14 protein-coding genes are annotated in these 15685 nt (G+C 67.1%); 2 read left to right on the top strand and 12 right to left on the bottom strand.

Features of this window, described 5'->3' with window-relative positions; translation table 11 throughout:
- Positions 1-28: 28 nt before the first annotated feature.
- The 7 genes from hpf to ahcY form a co-directional block, all read right to left on the bottom strand.
- Complete coding sequence (gene hpf, locus QP997_RS01915; RefSeq protein ID WP_284846041.1) at positions 29-709, bottom strand: ribosome hibernation-promoting factor, HPF/YfiA family; 681 nt, start codon at positions 707-709, stop codon at positions 29-31.
- Between the two features lie 137 nt (positions 710-846).
- On the bottom strand, positions 847-1566 hold the full coding sequence (locus tag QP997_RS01910; protein WP_284846040.1) for a ComF family protein: 720 nt from the start codon (positions 1564-1566) through the stop codon (positions 847-849).
- 110 nt (positions 1567-1676) lie between these two features.
- Complete coding sequence (gene lpqB / locus QP997_RS01905) at positions 1677-3407, bottom strand: MtrAB system accessory lipoprotein LpqB (protein ID WP_284846039.1); 1731 nt, start codon at positions 3405-3407, stop codon at positions 1677-1679.
- Positions 3404-5479 (bottom strand): MtrAB system histidine kinase MtrB, encoded by a 2076-nt coding sequence (mtrB, locus tag QP997_RS01900; protein ID WP_284846038.1) that lies wholly within the window; start codon positions 5477-5479, stop codon positions 3404-3406. The genes lpqB and mtrB overlap by 4 nt, the downstream gene beginning before the upstream one ends.
- A 3-nt stretch (positions 5480-5482) precedes the next feature.
- The gene (gene mtrA, locus QP997_RS01895) at positions 5483-6163 is read right to left on the bottom strand and encodes an MtrAB system response regulator MtrA (RefSeq protein ID WP_070761489.1); all 681 of its coding nucleotides are present in this window, start codon (positions 6161-6163) and stop codon (positions 5483-5485) included.
- Between the two features lie 81 nt (positions 6164-6244).
- Entirely contained in the window at positions 6245-6940 is a 696-nt protein-coding gene (locus QP997_RS01890; RefSeq protein ID WP_284846037.1) for a dTMP kinase, read from the bottom strand.
- 63 nt (positions 6941-7003) lie between these two features.
- The gene (gene ahcY, locus QP997_RS01885) at positions 7004-8491 is read right to left on the bottom strand and encodes an adenosylhomocysteinase (protein ID WP_070761492.1); all 1488 of its coding nucleotides are present in this window, start codon (positions 8489-8491) and stop codon (positions 7004-7006) included.
- 223 nt (positions 8492-8714) lie between these two features.
- On the opposite strand from ahcY, the gene QP997_RS01880 reads away from it, so the two are divergent.
- A complete protein-coding gene (locus tag QP997_RS01880) occupies positions 8715-9539 on the top strand; it encodes a hypothetical protein (protein ID WP_284846036.1) in 825 nt (274 codons plus the stop codon).
- A 95-nt stretch (positions 9540-9634) separates the two neighbouring features.
- On the opposite strand, the gene manA is transcribed toward QP997_RS01880, so the two are convergent.
- The 3 genes from manA to QP997_RS01865 form a co-directional block, all read right to left on the bottom strand.
- Positions 9635-10906 carry a mannose-6-phosphate isomerase, class I gene (gene manA / locus QP997_RS01875; protein WP_284846035.1) on the bottom strand — a complete coding sequence of 424 codons (1272 nt, stop codon included), beginning with the start codon at positions 10904-10906 and terminating at the stop codon, positions 9635-9637.
- Between the two features lie 129 nt (positions 10907-11035).
- Positions 11036-12424 (bottom strand): phosphomannomutase/phosphoglucomutase, encoded by a 1389-nt coding sequence (locus tag QP997_RS01870; protein WP_070761499.1) that lies wholly within the window; start codon positions 12422-12424, stop codon positions 11036-11038.
- A gap of 76 nt (positions 12425-12500) precedes the next feature.
- On the bottom strand, positions 12501-12983 hold the full coding sequence (locus QP997_RS01865; RefSeq protein WP_284846199.1) for a DUF3499 family protein: 483 nt from the start codon (positions 12981-12983) through the stop codon (positions 12501-12503).
- 79 nt (positions 12984-13062) lie between these two features.
- Here QP997_RS01865 and QP997_RS01860 point away from each other — a divergent pair, with 79 nt between their 5' ends.
- The gene (locus QP997_RS01860) at positions 13063-13527 is read left to right on the top strand and encodes a metallopeptidase family protein (protein WP_070758275.1); all 465 of its coding nucleotides are present in this window, start codon (positions 13063-13065) and stop codon (positions 13525-13527) included.
- 124 nt (positions 13528-13651) lie between these two features.
- On the opposite strand, the gene QP997_RS01855 is transcribed toward QP997_RS01860, so the two are convergent.
- Both QP997_RS01855 and manB read right to left on the bottom strand, forming a co-directional pair.
- Positions 13652-13960, bottom strand: a complete 309-nt coding sequence (locus QP997_RS01855; protein WP_012359725.1) for a WhiB family transcriptional regulator — start codon at positions 13958-13960, stop codon at positions 13652-13654.
- A gap of 487 nt (positions 13961-14447) precedes the next feature.
- A complete protein-coding gene (gene manB / locus QP997_RS01850) occupies positions 14448-15560 on the bottom strand; it encodes a mannose-1-phosphate guanylyltransferase (protein ID WP_070758273.1) in 1113 nt (370 codons plus the stop codon).
- Positions 15561-15685 lie beyond the last annotated feature (125 nt).

The raw sequence follows: 15685 nt of genomic DNA, 5'->3' as shown, positions 1-15685 counted from the left end.
TGGCCACCCCGAGTTCAGGAGTTATCCGCTAGTTGTTTTCCGGCTTCAGCGTGATGAGGCCGTAGTCGAAAGCGTGGCGGCGGTACACCACGGAAGGCTGCGAGTTCTCCTCGTTGACGAAGAGGTAGAAGTCGTGCCCCACCAGCTCCATCTCGCTGAGCGCCTCGTCGATGCTCATCGGCTTAGCGGAGTGAGTCTTGGAGCGCACGACCTGACCCGGCTGGAACTGATCCTCGTACGGGTCGACGTCGTACTTGCCCGGCTGTGCCTCCTCCTGGTGCGGCTTTGCCTCCTCGACCAGGGCTGCGGTTGCCTCGCCCATGCCGACCGGCGCGCGGTGGCCGGACTTCGGGGTCTTGCGGCGTACCTTCACCTTGCGCAGGGAGCGCTCCATGCGGGCCAGTGCGACCTCGAGCGCGGCGTAGAAGGAGTCCTCCTTCGCCTCGGCGCGGGCGATGTGCCCCTTGCCGGACGCGGTGATCTGGATGCGATCGGACTCATCAGCGCGGCGTGGGTTGTTCTCGTGCTTGAGCTCCACGTGGAAGTACGTCAGGGTCGGGTCCAGGCGCTCGATCTTGGCCAACTTCGTGTTGACGCGCTCCGCGAAGTGCTCTGGCACCGTGACATTGCGACCGGTGATCTCGACCTGAGCGTTCGGCACAGCCTGCTCCTCAGCCTGGAAATCAGCCTTCTTGTTATCGGTCGACATGCTCACCCTCCTGGTTCTTTCGCTTCAGACCAGCGGTGGAATTACCGCTGGCTGGTAACGAATGCTTCACCCGCAACTATACCGATCCGCCACCCCGGCTGCAGCGTACTTTCAAACCCCTGGTGGAGCTTTTCCGGCTATGCGTGGCAGGCGGTCAGCGCCGCCCGGACGGGCACGCCTCGGGCTGCCAGGGCCAACGCCAACTGGGCGATCGTCGCCCCGGTCGTGCAGACGTCATCCACGATCAGCACCTCCCCTCCTAAACGGCTGAATTCCGCCAGTTTTCGGACGTCACCTCGGCGCAACCGCAGGTTCTCCGCCAGGGAGGCCCGCCGCTGCAGCCTGCTCAACCCCACTGCGTCCGGGGCGCGGTCGTCCAGCTCGGCGATGGCCGCCACCTGCGCCCCAGGCAGTGTGCGCGCCAACTCGCGGGCGGCCCCCGTAACGATATCCCCTCCCCGGGTCTTCGCCGCCGCCCGGCGCGTGGGCGCCGGGACGAGCGCGACCGGGCACAGCCCGGGGTGCGGGAGTTCTCCCCCGGCCGCGAGGTACTCCACCGCCCCGGCCCAGACTCGGCCGATGACCTTAGTGGCAGGTGCTCGCATGTGGTCCTTGGCGGCGAGCACGATCGCCCGATGTGCACCGCCGTAGGGCCCGCAGGCGAACACCGGAACGCTCGGCACCTGCGGGTCGATCCGCTGCGGAGCCACCGTGAGTTCGAGGGCGCAGTCGGCACACAGCGCCGCCCCGGCCAAGCCGCCTGCCCGGCTGGCCCGTTCCGCGACCCGGCCGCAGCACATGCAGTCGTTACGCAGCAGTAGATCCGCCGCGGTCTCGATCCAGCCCCCAGCTGACACGTAGAGCCCCCTTGTCCCCGTACTCCCCTTGTTTTACCCCGGCATCGCCCAGGGAGCCACGGGATCGGACATTTTCTTGCAGGGCTCCCCGCCCCCGCAATCGCGCAACGCTAGTGGGCGACCACCGGTATCGCCCGCTGCCCCACCAGCCCCGGCACCTCGCGCCAGTACTTCGGGTCGGAATCACCTCGGTTCAGCATCACCAGCGCCCGACCATCCGTGGCGTAGATCGCCTGTGTCGTGGACGCCACCGCCACCACGGGGGCCGCGATGTTGCGTGCGGACTCCTGCCGGGCCATCGACCCGTCCACTGCCAGGTGCCACACCGGGGCGTCGTTGGCGCGGGTGCCCACCAGCAGCGTGCCGTCGTGCTGCCAGCCCACGGAGACGGCCGTGTCCCCCAGCTGGTAGCCGATCTCCTCCAGCTTGCCCAGGCGCACCCCGCCGCGCTCCCGGTCATGCAGGACCGCGACGTACACCTTGCCGTCGATCAGCAGGGCGGCGCGCACGCCATCGCGGGAGACCCGGAACATGCTGATCCGTGCGTCCGGCCCCAGGCGCTCCACGGATTCGGCATCCACCGGCTCTTCCACGAGGTTGCCGGTACGGCCCGAGCGCACGAAGCGCTTGATTTCCTGACCGTCGGCCACCGTGTACAGGGCGTGGGCATCGCCACTCCACGTCGGCCGGGTCAGGGACTTCGATTCCAGCAGCTCCTGCGGTGCCCCCTCCGACTTGCCGACCAGCAGGCGACGCGGCCTTTCGCCCATCCCCGCGACGGCAGCGAACATGTTCTCCTGGGAGGAGACCGCCAAAGACTCGATGTAGTTCGACGCCAACCAGCCGCCCATCGCCACGGCATCGGCATTGGACTCGCTGAGCTCACGCACCTGGCCACCAGAGACCGCACGCAGCGTCCCCGCAGCGCTGGCTCGTGGGTCGAACTCGGAGACGTCATTGACCCGCCACGTCTCCCCCACCTCCTCGGAGAGCAGGGTGCCGTCCGCGATCAACCGGTACGGGCCGCGCACGTCCGCACCCGCCAACGTCCACACCACCTGGGCACCAAGCAGCCGACGAGCCTCCGGATTAAGCCCGGTCAGGCCGGTGAACTCGACCTCAAACTCGCCCTCCCCGGTCCGCTGGGTTCGCACCGTCGCCATCGGCGGAATCAGCGAGTTCACTGCGTCGCCCAGCAGCGGGTTCGGGCCATTGTTCAGCAGAGAGACCATCGAGGCCCCGATGGACTGCTGGCGGGTGTATACCCAGCGCCGATCGGGTACGAGCATCGAGCCGCGCGGGTTCACGAAGTACAGGTCCCGGGCCTCGTAGGCAGAGAAGAAGTCCGCGCGGTCCAGCACCACCGCGTCGCGCAGGTTGGAAATCCGCCACTGGCCCCGCTCCTGCACCATCTCGTAGGTGGTTTCGTAGCCCGTGAACTCCGGGGTGAACACCCCGCCCGGGGAGAGCGTGCCCAGTACGTTGCCGCGCACCCGGTAGGTGATCTTTCCGTCACGCACCGCGCCATCAGAGTTGATGAACACGCGGTCCAGCACCTTCGTCTTACGCTCCGGGTGCCACTGATCCGCCCGCTCGGTAGTGAGGAACTTCCGGGCCGCAGCGTAGTCGCTGACCGGGTGGGCACTCGCCGCGAAGAAGTCGCGCAGCAGCAGGTCCGAGGGCTGGTTGTCCTTCGGTTCGACGACGTCCTCCACGTCCGGCATGGGCGAATAGGAGCTGATCACCTCCGGGGCGGAATCGCCCGGCAAGGTCGTGCATCCGGTGGCCACGAGAGTGCCGCAGGCCACCAGCGTAGTGCCAATCAGTTTGAGCTTCCTCACGAGTCCTCCCCTTCCGGCCGTGGGGCCTCTTCACTGCTAAAAGCGCCCGGCGCAGGGTCCGCCGCGTGCTCATCATGCTGCTCCGCCGCGTTGTCGACAGGCTGACCCTCATTCTCCGCATTGGCCTGGGCTCCAGCTGCCCCTATTCCCTCGACCTGGCGCCCATCGCCCTGGACCTGGGCGTCCTGGGGCTCGGCATCCCGGACGCCATCGGTCTGGACGTCCTCGGTATCGTGCTCGACCACCGCTGGGACGGCCAGCGGCAGTGGCGAGATCCCGGCCTTCGAGCCCGCCTTGCGTGGCACCGTCAGCCGGAAGCAGGAGCCCACCCCGGGCTCGCCGATGGCGTCCAGCACACCGCCGTGCAGCTTGGCATCCTCCCTGGCAATCGCCAAGCCCAGGCCCGTGCCACCCGTCCGGCGCTCGCGGGATGGGTCCGAGCGCCAGAAGCGGTTGAACACCATCTCCTCCTCGCCCGGGTTCAGGCCCACGCCGTGGTCCGTGACGGTGATCGCCACGTTGCGCTCCGTGGCCGCCAAGGCCACCTCCACCGGATGCCCCTCGGAGTGGTCCACGGCGTTGGCCAGCAGGTTGCGCAGGATGCGCTCCACGCGGCGGGAATCCACCTCCGCGGTCACTGGCTCCTCCGGCAGGTCGAGGTTGAAGACCACGCCCAGGTCCTCCGCGATGCCGCGGACCTGCGCCAGCGCGGAGTGGACGACACCACGCATATCGATCTTCTCAGCCGAGAGGTTCGCCTGGCCCGCGTCGTGGCGCGAGATCTCCAGCAGATCGCCCAGCAGCATCTCGAAACGATCGAGCTCTTTGTCCATCAGCTCCGCCGCACGCGCGGTCAACGGGTCGAGGTTCTCCGCGTTGTCATTGATGAGGTCCGCGGCCATGCGCACGGTCGTCAGCGGAGTGCGAAGCTCGTGGGAAACATCCGAGGTGAATTGTCGCTGCAGGGAGCCGAACTCCTCCAGGTTGCGGATCTGCGCGGACAGCGACTCAGCCATCTCGTTGAAGGAGATGGACAGGCGCGCGACCTCGTCTTGGCCCTCCACGACCATACGCTCGCGCAGATGGCCGGCCGCGAAGCGCTCCGCGATGCGGGAAGCCGAACGCACCGGGACGGTCAGCTGCTGGGCGAAAACCCACGCGATGACCACCAGGAGAACCAGCAGCACGATCGCGCCCGCCAGCAGCAGGCCGCGCATCAGGTTCAAGGTGGACTCCTCCGCATCCAGCGGCATCACTAGGTACAGCTCGATGCCAGACACATCGCTGGCCACGGGCGTGCCGATGACCAGGGCCTTGAAGGTCTCCGTGCCCTCCGTCATCGTCGTGTACTGGTAGGAAACCTGCCCCTGCTGTACGAAGTTGCGCAGCTTCGTCGGGATCACCGCTTCCTGCGGCACCCGGACCTCGTCGCCAGCGGAGGAGCTCGCCATCAGCACCGGCTCGTAGACCGCGGAATTGGCCTTCGCGGTGGAGCCGGAGTCCGCCAGCACTGCCCTGGCTGCGCTAAGCCGCACGGGCAGCGGGTTCGAGGTATCCGTGGCGGCGATCTGCTCCTCCACGGTCGCACGTGCCCGGTGAATCTCCTCGGTTGCCGAGGAGTACTTCGCATTCAGCAGCTGCTGGTTCAAAAAGCTGATGAGCACGAAGCCCAGCGCCAGAATGACCAGCACCGAGGAGAGGAAGACAGAGCCAATCACGCGCACCTGGATCGAGGTGCGCCACTTGAACAGCAGGCGGTACCACAGGCTTTTCGCCGTAGCGGCAGGGTGACGCAGCGCGGAGCGCCACGTGGGCTTTTCCGGCCCCGACTCCGGCGCGATGTCCAGCTCCGAGGACGCCCCTGCCCCAGCAGCCTCCGCCCGTGGCTCGCCCTCCCCAGCGGACGCTGCCGGAGAGGCACTCTCCCCTCGTTGCGCGACACGATCCACGCCCGTGCTCAGCGGCGAGGTATCCCCATCCGCGCGCGCTGGCGAGCCGGCCGGGCGGCGCGACTCGGTATCAGTCAGCGCATCAGGCTCGGCCGGGCCATTCGGCGGGACGGGGTTGGGCATACGCTACTCGCCCGACTTGTAGCCGATACCGCGGACGGTCAGCACCACCTGCGGGTCATCCGGGTCGCGCTCTACCTTGGAGCGCAGGCGCTGGACGTGCACGTTCACCAGGCGGGTGTCGCCGGACTTGCGGTAGCCCCAGACCTTCTCCAGCAGCTCCTCGCGGCTGAACACCTGCCCCGGCCGGGAGGCCAGGGTGGTCAGCAGGTCGAACTCGATGGGGGTCAGGTTGATGACCTCCCCGCCCCGGGTGACCTCGTGGCCAGCCGTGTCGATTTCCACCTCTCCCACGCGAATGGTGGTGGACTCAGTGGCCTCCTCCGGGCTGCGACGCAGCCGGGCGCGGACGCGGGCGATGAGCTCCTTCGGCTTGAAGGGCTTGGTGATGTAATCATCCGCGCCGGACTCCAGGCCGAGCACGACGTCCACCGTGTCCGTGCGGGCAGTGAGCATCACGATCGGCACCGTGGAGAACTCGCGCACCGTGCGGCAGACGTCGATCCCGCTCATTCCGGGCAGCATGACGTCCAGCAGGATCAGGTCGGGGTCGTGCTCCCGGGCTGCGGTAACGGCGTCGTTGCCGTCGCCGACCACGACCGTGTCGAAACCTTCGTTCTGCAGCACGATGGTGAGCATCTCCGAGATCGCCGGATCGTCGTCGACCACCAGAATCTTGGCTGTCATGAGCGCAGTGCTTCCTTCGCTTTTCTTGAGTTTAAAGTCTTTAGTTCTTTGTACTATGCCGGGCAGACACGCCCGCCGGGTTTAGGAGTCCAGCTCCCGGTACTCGCCCTCAATCCGGTCGGCGAGCTGGCTGGCCCGCTCGGCTACTCCCCCGGCCTCCGAGGCCACGACCTGCCACGGGCTCAGCCACTCGGCGGCAGCCAAGCTGCGGTAGGCCTCGAGGGTGCGCTGCTGCAGCCCGCCGTCGGATTCGTAGGCATCGCGGGTGCGGGCGGCGTCCTGCTGCTCGCGGGACTTCGCCCGCTCGCCGGCGACCTCCGCGCTGGCGTCCACCAGCACCTGCAGATCCGGCGCCGGGGAACCCAGATCATCGATCTCCAGGCTGCGAACCCACTCAACCACCGGGTGCTCGGCAAGCTCCACAGGCTCCTCGCCGTCGGCCGCATCGCCAGCCAGCCGGGCAGCGGAGTACGCCGCGTTGGAGGCCACGAAACGGTCCATCAGCACGATGTAGCCATCGGCATCCAGGTCCTCGAGCTGCTCGGCGACCTCCGCGCGGTCCAGCGCGAAGAGGGTGGCCATGCCGTGGACCGAGTCGATGAGGTCTCCCATCTTCCCGGTCAGTGCCCGCTGCGCGAGCTGGGCGTGCACGGAGTCCTCGTAGCGGGGGAAGCTCACCCGCGCGACGGGCAGCTCCCGGGCGAGTAGCTCGGCCTCCAGCGCGGTGACCAGGGTGTTCTTCCCGGCGCCGTCGATACCCTCAAAAGCGATGATCATGGGTTCTTCTCGGTCTCTACTTTCCTACCGTTCCCCGCCCCAGCAACGGGCGGGGACGTGCCTTTAGTAGCGGTAGTGCTCCGGCTTGTACGGACCCTCGACGTCCACGCCGATGTACTCCGCCTGCTCCTTGGTCAGCTTCGTCAGCGTGCCGCCGAGCGCCTCGACGTGGATGCGGGCGACCTTCTCGTCCAGGATCTTCGGCAGGCGGTAGACCTCGTTGCTGTACTGATCGGTGTTCTTAAACAGCTCGATCTGTGCGATGGTCTGGTCCGCGAAGGAGGTGGACATGACGAAGGACGGGTGGCCGGTCGCGTTACCCAGGTTCAGCAGGCGCCCCTCGGAGAGGACGATGATGCTGATCTGCTCGCCCTCGGCGTTCGGGAAGCTGAACTCGTCGACCTGCGGCTTGATGTTCACGCGAGTGACGTCGTCGCGATGCAGGAGGCTGGCCATGTCGATCTCGTTGTCGAAGTGGCCGATGTTGCCCAGGACGGCGTGGTCCTTCATCTTCTGCATCTGCTCGAAGGTGATGATGCCCAGGTTGCCCGTCGCGGTGATGACGATGTCTGCTGCACCGATGGCCTCGTCCACGGTGACGACCGGGAAGCCGTCCATCAGCGCTTGCAGCGCGTTGATCGGGTCTGCCTCGGTGACGACGACGCGCGCGCCCTGACCAGCGAAGGCTTCGGCGCAGCCCTTGCCGACGTCGCCGTAGCCGCAGACCAGGACGGACTTGCCGCCGACGAGCATGTCGGTGGCGCGGTTGATGCCGTCCAGGAGGCTGTGGCGGGTGCCGTACTTGTTATCGAACTTGGACTTGGTGACCGCGTCGTTGACGTTCATGGCCGGGAACGGGAGGGTGCCCTGCTCGGCGAAGTGGTACAGGCGGTGCACGCCGGTGGTGGTCTCCTCGGTGACACCCTTGATCTGCTCGGCGTTGTTAGTCCAGAAGGTGTTATCGCGCTGGAAGACGCGGTTCAGCATGCCCAGGAACTCGCCGTATTCATCGGAGTCGCCCTCGCCCGGCTCCGGAACCAGGCCGGCCTGCTCGAACTCCTTGCCCTTGATGACGGCCATGGTGGCGTCACCGCCGTCGTCCAGGATCATGTTCGGGTAGATGGCCTCACCGTTGGCGTCGGTGCCCCAGGTGAAGATCTGCTCGAGGCACCACCAGTACTCGGCCAGGGACTCGCCCTTCCAGGCGAAGACGGGCACGCCCGCAGGCTGCTCCGGGGTTCCGGAGCCGACGACGACGGCCGCGGCGGCCTCGTCCTGCGTGGAGAAGATGTTGCAGGAAGCCCAGCGAACCTCCGCGCCAAGGGCGGTGAGGGTCTCGATGAGGACGGCGGTCTGGACCGTCATGTGGATGGAACCGGCGATGCGAGCGCCGGCCAGGGGCTGCTCGTCGGCGTACTCGCGGCGCAACTCCATCAGGCCCGGCATCTCGTGTTCCGCCAGGCGGATCTGGTGGCGGCCGGACTCAGCGAGGCTGAGGTCACGAATCTTGAACTCGAGGTCTCCGATGCTGTCTGGAGTCAGGGTTGCCATGGTCGAATACTCTCCTTGGGTTTCCGAATGCTTTAACTCGCCCAAGTCTAGCCGCCCCACCCGACACGGTGCCGCCCTGGGCGTGGGGCGGAGGGAAATAATCTCGCGTTGGGGGTGGCGTGAGCTGCCAAGATCAGATAGCGTGATGAAAACGTTATAAAAGACGTCGATCGGCGCTCCGCATCATCACGCGCAGCACAAGCAGGCAAAGGAGGACAGTGCCGTGACTAACACGGACGAGCCGCGCTCCGGCTCCAAGGGCATCCTCAGCTTCGCCGCTGCCGGTTTGACACTCGCTGTGGGCATCACCGTCTGGACCTGGAATTCAGCAGTGTCCAACACCGCGGCCGGCCCGGACGAGACGAACACCTCGGCGACGAGCGAGCTCGCCAGCGATCAGGCCTCCCGGTCCACCGCCACGAACACCAGCTCGAAGGCCACCCGATCCACGTCCTCCCCCGCGCCGGAGCAGGGCGAGGGCATGAATGGCAACGGGACCCCGGCGGACCCGACCGAGAAGATCGACGCGCTCGCCCGTGGCGGCAACCTCGCCCCGCTGGGCAACGACCCGCTCCTGCCGCCGGACACCTGGCGGGGCGGCTACCAGGCGCCCTCCCCACAGCAGACGATCGTGGAGGACGCAGAGCCCAGCGGCACGTCCCCGCAGAAGCTGCCGAAGCAGCCGCAGATGCCGGACATGAACCTCCCACCCCTGCCCTCCGAGTGGCCGACCAAGCTGCCCGGGGTTCCTGGAAAGCCACCGTCGAAGGGCGACCCGAAGCCGTCCAATCCAACGACACCGAAGCCAGGGAAGCCAGGTGTGCAGGACGGCACGACCACGACACCGGGCGCCGGCGAGGCCGACCCGGGTCAGCAGCCCGATCGACCGAATACAGGCTCGAGCGACAGTGGCCAGGGCGGCACGCCCGCCCCATCCACGAAGCCGGATAAAGGCACCAAAACGGACGGTGAGGAAGCAGGCAAGCAGGACTCTCCGCAGCCTGAGGCGACCCCAACCCCCGAGCCGAAGCCCCGCCCAGGGCGCTAAAGCACCGGGGCAGACCCCTTCCCCGCGCGTGTCGAGCGATACCCCGTAGCCAGAGCAATTCGCCCACGGGACTACATGACACCGTCGCGGCGAGGCTAGTCGAGCGCGGCGGCATCCCCCACGGTGACGATAAAGGCGGTGGCGTCGAACTCAGATTCCCGGGTCCCCTCACCGCGAGCAGTAACGGACACGCGGCCGTCGGCGGCTCCCACCCACACCGCGGAACCGGAGGCGACGGGCAGCTCCTGCGTCGCTGACGTCACCGTCAGCTCACCGCCAGCGGCCAGAACCACCGCTGGCTCCTCGACCACCATGCTGGCCCCTGGTCGCAGTGTGCGCACCCGGAAGTCCGCCACCGAGGTACGGTACTCAGCCGTCGCCTGGTCGCCGCCAGCGAAAACCTCGCAACGCGGCTCGGCGAGCGGCGAGGCGTCCAAAATATTAAGCAGCTCGGCGACATCCATGTGCTTGGCGGTCAGGCCACCGCGCAGCACGTTATTGGAGTTCGCCATGACCTCCACGCCCATGCCCTTCAGATAGGCGTGCAGCTGGCCTGCGGCAAGGAACACCGCCTCCCCGGGGCGCAGAGACACGCGATTGAGCAGCAGGGCGACCAGGATGCCCGGGTCGGAAGGGTAATCACGCTGCAGCTCCACCACCGTGCGGGCTGCCTCCCCCAGGACACCCGGTTCTCCGCATAGCGGTTCGCAACGCTGAAGCAGGGCGGCGACGCGCTTCTCAGCATCGCCGGGCGAGAGGCTCAGCCACTCGCCCAGCACCTCGCGCAGGGCAGCCGACTCGGTGACCCGAGCCGCACTACCTTCCGCCCCCGGCAGGGTGGCCGCGAGCGCCTCGCACTGCGGGGCCAGCTCCGGCACGTCCAGTTCGCGCAGCAGCTCCACGGTCTGCGCCACTGGCCGGAAGCCAGCGAGCGCGTGGAACTCCGTCAGCGCGACGAGCAGCTCCGGTTTATGGTTCTTATCCTGGTAATTACGCGTCGGATCGCCCGCGGGCAACCCGGCGGCATTCTCCGCGGCGAACCCGGCCTCGGCCTGCGCCTTGGAGGGGTGCGCCTGGATGCTCAGCGCCTTATCGGCGGCCAGCAGCTTCACCAGGAAGGGCAGCTCAGCCAGGTCCGGTCCCAGCTGGCCCGCCGGATCCTGACTAATAGCCTCGGCCAGGTCGTGGGGCAGCCCCGATCCTGCACCAGCCGGGCCCGCAAGAATTTCGCTGGGACCGCCCGGGTGTGCGCCAAACCACGCTTCCGCCTCGCGTTCCGGGGTCGGCGAAGGACGCCCCATGACTCCCGCAAGGAGTTCAGTGGAGCCCCACTCGAAAGAGTGGATGTTGCCCTTCAGTAGATACACTTTCCTCAGCCTTCAACGCTCGTCGACCGCTTACCGCCGCGGGGTCGGCCATTCAACTAGCCGGCTATTCTAGCCTCTCACCCGCCCGCCGGCGGTAATCCGCGGGGCGTGCCCGCGGAGTTCCCGCAGCTAGCCGCGGATGTGACGCAGAGCCTCCTCGACGATCGCGTCCACCTCTTCCTGGGTCGCCGCCTCGGCGTTCAGGCGCAGCAGTGGCTCGGTGTTCGACGCGCGCACGTTGAACCATGCGCCGCCGGTCAGTTCGACGGTCACGCCGTCCATGTCGTCGCTGTTCTCCGTGCGATCCGCGAAGGCCGCCACGACCGCCTTGGTACTGGCAGCCTGATCCGCGACCTCGGAGTTGATCTCGCCGGAGGCGATGTAGCGCTCGTACTTGCCCTTCAGCTCGGAGAGCGGCTTATCCTGCGCGCCGAGGGTAGCGAGCACGTGCAGCGCGGCCAGCATGCCGGAGTCCGCGTTGAAGAAGTCCGAGAAGTAGTAGTGAGCGGAGTGCTCGCCGCCGAAGACCGCGCCCGTCTCGGCCATCTTCGCCTTGATGAAGGAGTGGCCCACGCGGGTGCGCACCGGGGTACCACCCAGCTCGGAGACGATCTCCGGGACGGACTTCGAGGTGATGAGGTTGTGGATGATCGTCGCCCCCGGATTCTGTCCCAGGTAGCGCTCGGCGATCATCGCGCAGACCGTGGACGGGCTAACCGCATCCCCGTTCTCATCGACGATGAAGCAACGGTCGGCGTCGCCATCGAAGGCGATACCCAGGTCGCAGCCGTTGTCCACGGTGAACTTCTGCAGGTCCACCAGGTTCTTCGGCTCCAGCGGGTTGGCCTCGTGGTTCGGGAAGTTGCCGTCCAGCTCGAAGTAGAGGTCCTTCAGCTCCACCGGCAGCTTGCCGAACACGGCAGGGACGGTCAGCCCACCCATGCCGTTACCGGCGTCCACCGCAACCTTCAGCGGACGGATGTCCATCGGGACCAGGGAGAGCAGGTAGTCCGCGTAGCCGTCGAGAACGTCCTTCTCGGAGGACGTCCCCGGCTCGCCGTCATACGCGGGAACGCCAGCGACGAGCTCCTCCACGATGCGCTCCAGACCCGTGCCCTGGCCGACCGGCTTGGCACCGGCACGGCAGAGCTTGATGCCGTTGTACTGGGCTGGGTTGTGGGAGGCGGTGAACATCGCGCCCGGGCACTCCCCCACGCCCGCCGCGTAGTAGAGCTCGTCGGTGCTGGTCAGTCCGAGGTTCACGGCGTCCAACCCCTGGGCGGTCACGCCCTCGATGAAAGCGGCGGCCAGGCCCGGGGAGCTATCGCGCATGTCGTGGCCAACGACCACGCTCTTCGCGCCCTCTGCGCGCATGAGGCGGGCGAAGGAGGCCCCGACGTCGCGGACGAAGCCCTCGTTGATCTGACCCTCCTGGTCGCCGACCACGCCCCGGACGTCGTAGGCCTTGATGACGGCGTTCACGGCGTCGATATCGCGCTGAGCGGACTGCTGTGCCATATTTTCTCCTGATTGCAATGCTGCCCAGCGCAGGCTGGACGGTCGGGCGGGGTCGGCGTTGGTTCTGGGTCAGATTCTAGTCGTTTTCCTGCACCGCACGCAGGTGGCGGCGGGGGCGGCTGCTCGGCAGGTTGCCGCGGGCCGGGTGGTGGCCGGTGGGCAGCGGGATCTCCTCTCGGCGCACCAGCCGCGGGCCCGGGTCGTTCGGCAGCTCGCCGGACTCCTCGTAGGCCTGCTGCACCGCCTCGGCGAGGGCGAGGAGCTCCTCCTCATCAGCCTCGTCGTCCGCCGCGTGGCCGTCGGCGGCTCCGATGGTGCTCGTGCCGCCGAGCGCCGGTGGCAGGGTCGCGTCCTCAGTCTTGCGGACGAGGCGCCACCCCTGCGGGACGGACGTGCGTTCCACGTGATCCTCGCAGAGATCCCAGCGGTGGGGATTGCCGGCCGGCTGCAGCGGTCCGATGATGGCGATCTGATCCGCGTAATTAAACTCCAACGTCGCCGCGGCCGGGCGCTGGCAGCCGGGGCGGGAGCAATTTCGGTGTACAGTCACGCGGAACATCTTAGCCAGATTCACCAGCTTTCACATCTGCCCGCGCGCCGCGGGGCGCGAGGCCGCCGACCGCGTAGGCTCAATATCCATGAGTCACATCCGCAGAGTGAGGAACGACCCCCGGGGGCGCGGCCCGCGCGGCATTTTGCTGCCGGATCTGCCACGCTACCGGACCCGCTCTGAGGACTTCGATCAGGCGGTGCTGGACGCCTACGAGCGGATCCTCGACCGCTTCGACGATCAGCTCGTCTCCCTGGATCTGGCGGTGGACCTAGTGCCCCGCATGCGCCTGCAACACGGCTACACACAGTGGCCCTCGGATGTCGTCGCCGACGGCAAGGTGCCGCTGGGGCGGCTGATCCCCGCGGGCGTGGATTCCAGCGGCTCCCCCACCCGTCCCCGGCTGATCGTATTCCGCCGCCCCGTGGAGATGCGGGCGCGCAGCAAAGAGGAGCGGGCGGACATGCTCCGCTATATCGTGACCCGGTTGGTCGCGCATTACCTGAACGTCGGCCCGGAGATCATCGACCCGCGCTTCGACTGGGATCGCTAGTCGGCCACTGCGCGGGAACGCCGGGGAAAGCCCCAGGGAAAAGAAAAACTCACGCGGTCCCGTTCAGGGCGCGTGAGGTCACTCGTGCAGTCCGGCCATAGCGGCCGGGGTGTCGTCCGGACTGTTAGCCGAGGCGCTTCTTCAGCTTGCGCCGCTCGCGCTCGGAGAGGCCACCCCAGATGCCGAAACGCTCGTCATTAGCGAGGGCGTACTCGAGGCACTCATCGCGCACCCCGCAGGCCATGCAGATCCGCTTGGCTTCGCGGGTGGAGCCACCCTTCTCTGGAAAGAAGGCCTCCGGGTCCGTCTGGGCGCACAGCGCCTGCTCTTGCCAGTCCTGCTCCACGGCGTCGAAGAGCTTGTCGAAGTCCTGCGTAAGGTCGAAGAGGTTGTGCTGGCGGGCACCTGTGTCCACTCGAGCCTCCCTTTCCATTGCCGCCGACCCCTGCTGCGGCGGGGCGGGATAGGCCGAGCTCGCTGGCTTATCCACGGCAATACTCCTTACTGGTTCGCACTCCCGGCGCTGTGAAGGTATCGCCTGAGGTGAAAGTCAAGCGCCTCACCGGGTGTGTTGTTATTGCAGCTATATCGAAGATTACACACGTGTAGTTACGTCCCGTCAAACTTTCTGAAAATCCCGCCCGCCCCAAAAGCCACAGCTGTCACAGAGGTCACTATATCGTCCGCAGCAGACATCTAGAACAGACGTTCGAAGGTAACGAGATATTCCGCACGCCCCCACCGGAACCACTACATATGGGCCTGCGATCAGCGGAAGTGACGTCTCACGCACAAGATATTGGAAATTCGAAGAATTTTTATTTCCACCCCCGAAAGTCCCGCCGCAGGGCCAGCATGACGCCTCACCGGTGTCGCCGGTGGGGTCTACCGACCCCCGCCCCTAGCGCGACCAGGCTGCGCTAGACGTCACTGCTGAAGCGGATTCCGCCGTCCGGAATCGCAACGCCCGGCCACACGCGCGCCCCGGACTCCAGCTCACAGCGGGCACCGATCACGGCCCCCTCGCCGATCACGCAGTCCTCGAGGTGCGCCCGCGCCCCAATGCGCGCCCCCTCCGCGATCACGCAGCGCTCCACCGTGGCCCCAGCCTCGATCTGCACGCCATCAAAAACGACCGAGGACTCCACGCGAGCACCACCGGAGATCTCCGCACCACGGCCGATCACCGAACCGCCATAAACCAGCGCACCGCTGGACACCGCGGCGGACTCGTCGACCAGCGCCTCACCGTGACGTCCTTCCAGCAACGGCGAGGGAGCAATCCCACGGACCAGGTCGGAAGAACCGCGCACGAAGTCCCCCGGGGTGCCCAGGTCGCGCCAGTAGGCCTGATCCACGTGCCCGAACACGCGCGCCCCGCGGTTCAGCAGCTCCGGGAAAACCTCCCGCTCCACGGACACCGCACGTCCCTGAGGGATGGACTCGATGACGTCCCTATTAAAGACGTAGCTGCCCGCGTTGATCTGGTCCGTCGGCGGGTCCTCCGTCTTCTCCAGGAAAGCCTCGACACGACCGGACTCGTCCGTCGGCACACAGCCGAAGGCGCGCGGGTCGGCCACGCGCAGCAGGTGCAGAGTGACCTCCGCGTCCTGCTCCACGTGGGTGCGCAGGATCGCGCCGAGGTCCGTGCCGCCCAGCACGTCACCGTTGAAGATCATCGCGCGGTCGTGGCGCAGCTTACTCGCGACATTGCGGATACCGCCGCCGGTGCCCAGCGGCTCGTCCTCGACGACATACTCGATCTCCAGCCCCATCTCGGAGCCGTCGCCGAAGTACTGCTCGAAGACCTCCGCCTTGAAACTGGTGCCGAGCACCACGTGGGTCATCCCCGCAGCCTTGATGCGGGCCAGCAGGTGCTGCAGGAACGGGGCCCCTGCCACCGGAAGCATCGGCTTCGGCGTGCTGTTGGTAAGGGGACGCAACCGGGTGCCCTTCCCACCGACGAGGATCACCGCGTCAGTCTGCTCCGCCAGAGCTCGGGTATCAAGGCTGTCCTGAGGCACCTCTGCCATCGCTTACTCCCTCGTGTTCGGCAACTGCTGTAGACAGTCAAAAAACTATTCGCTTCACCCCAGACGAGCAGCTCACCGGCACCCTGCTGGGGCCGACCGATCGTGGGGTTGGTGTCCTTAGGCAC

Source organism: Corynebacterium sp. MSK039 (assembly GCF_030232315.1).
Lineage (GTDB): Bacteria > Actinomycetota > Actinomycetes > Mycobacteriales > Mycobacteriaceae > Corynebacterium.
The sequence above is the reverse complement of the archived record's forward strand: the minus strand, read 5'-3'. Positions and strand labels throughout refer to the sequence as shown.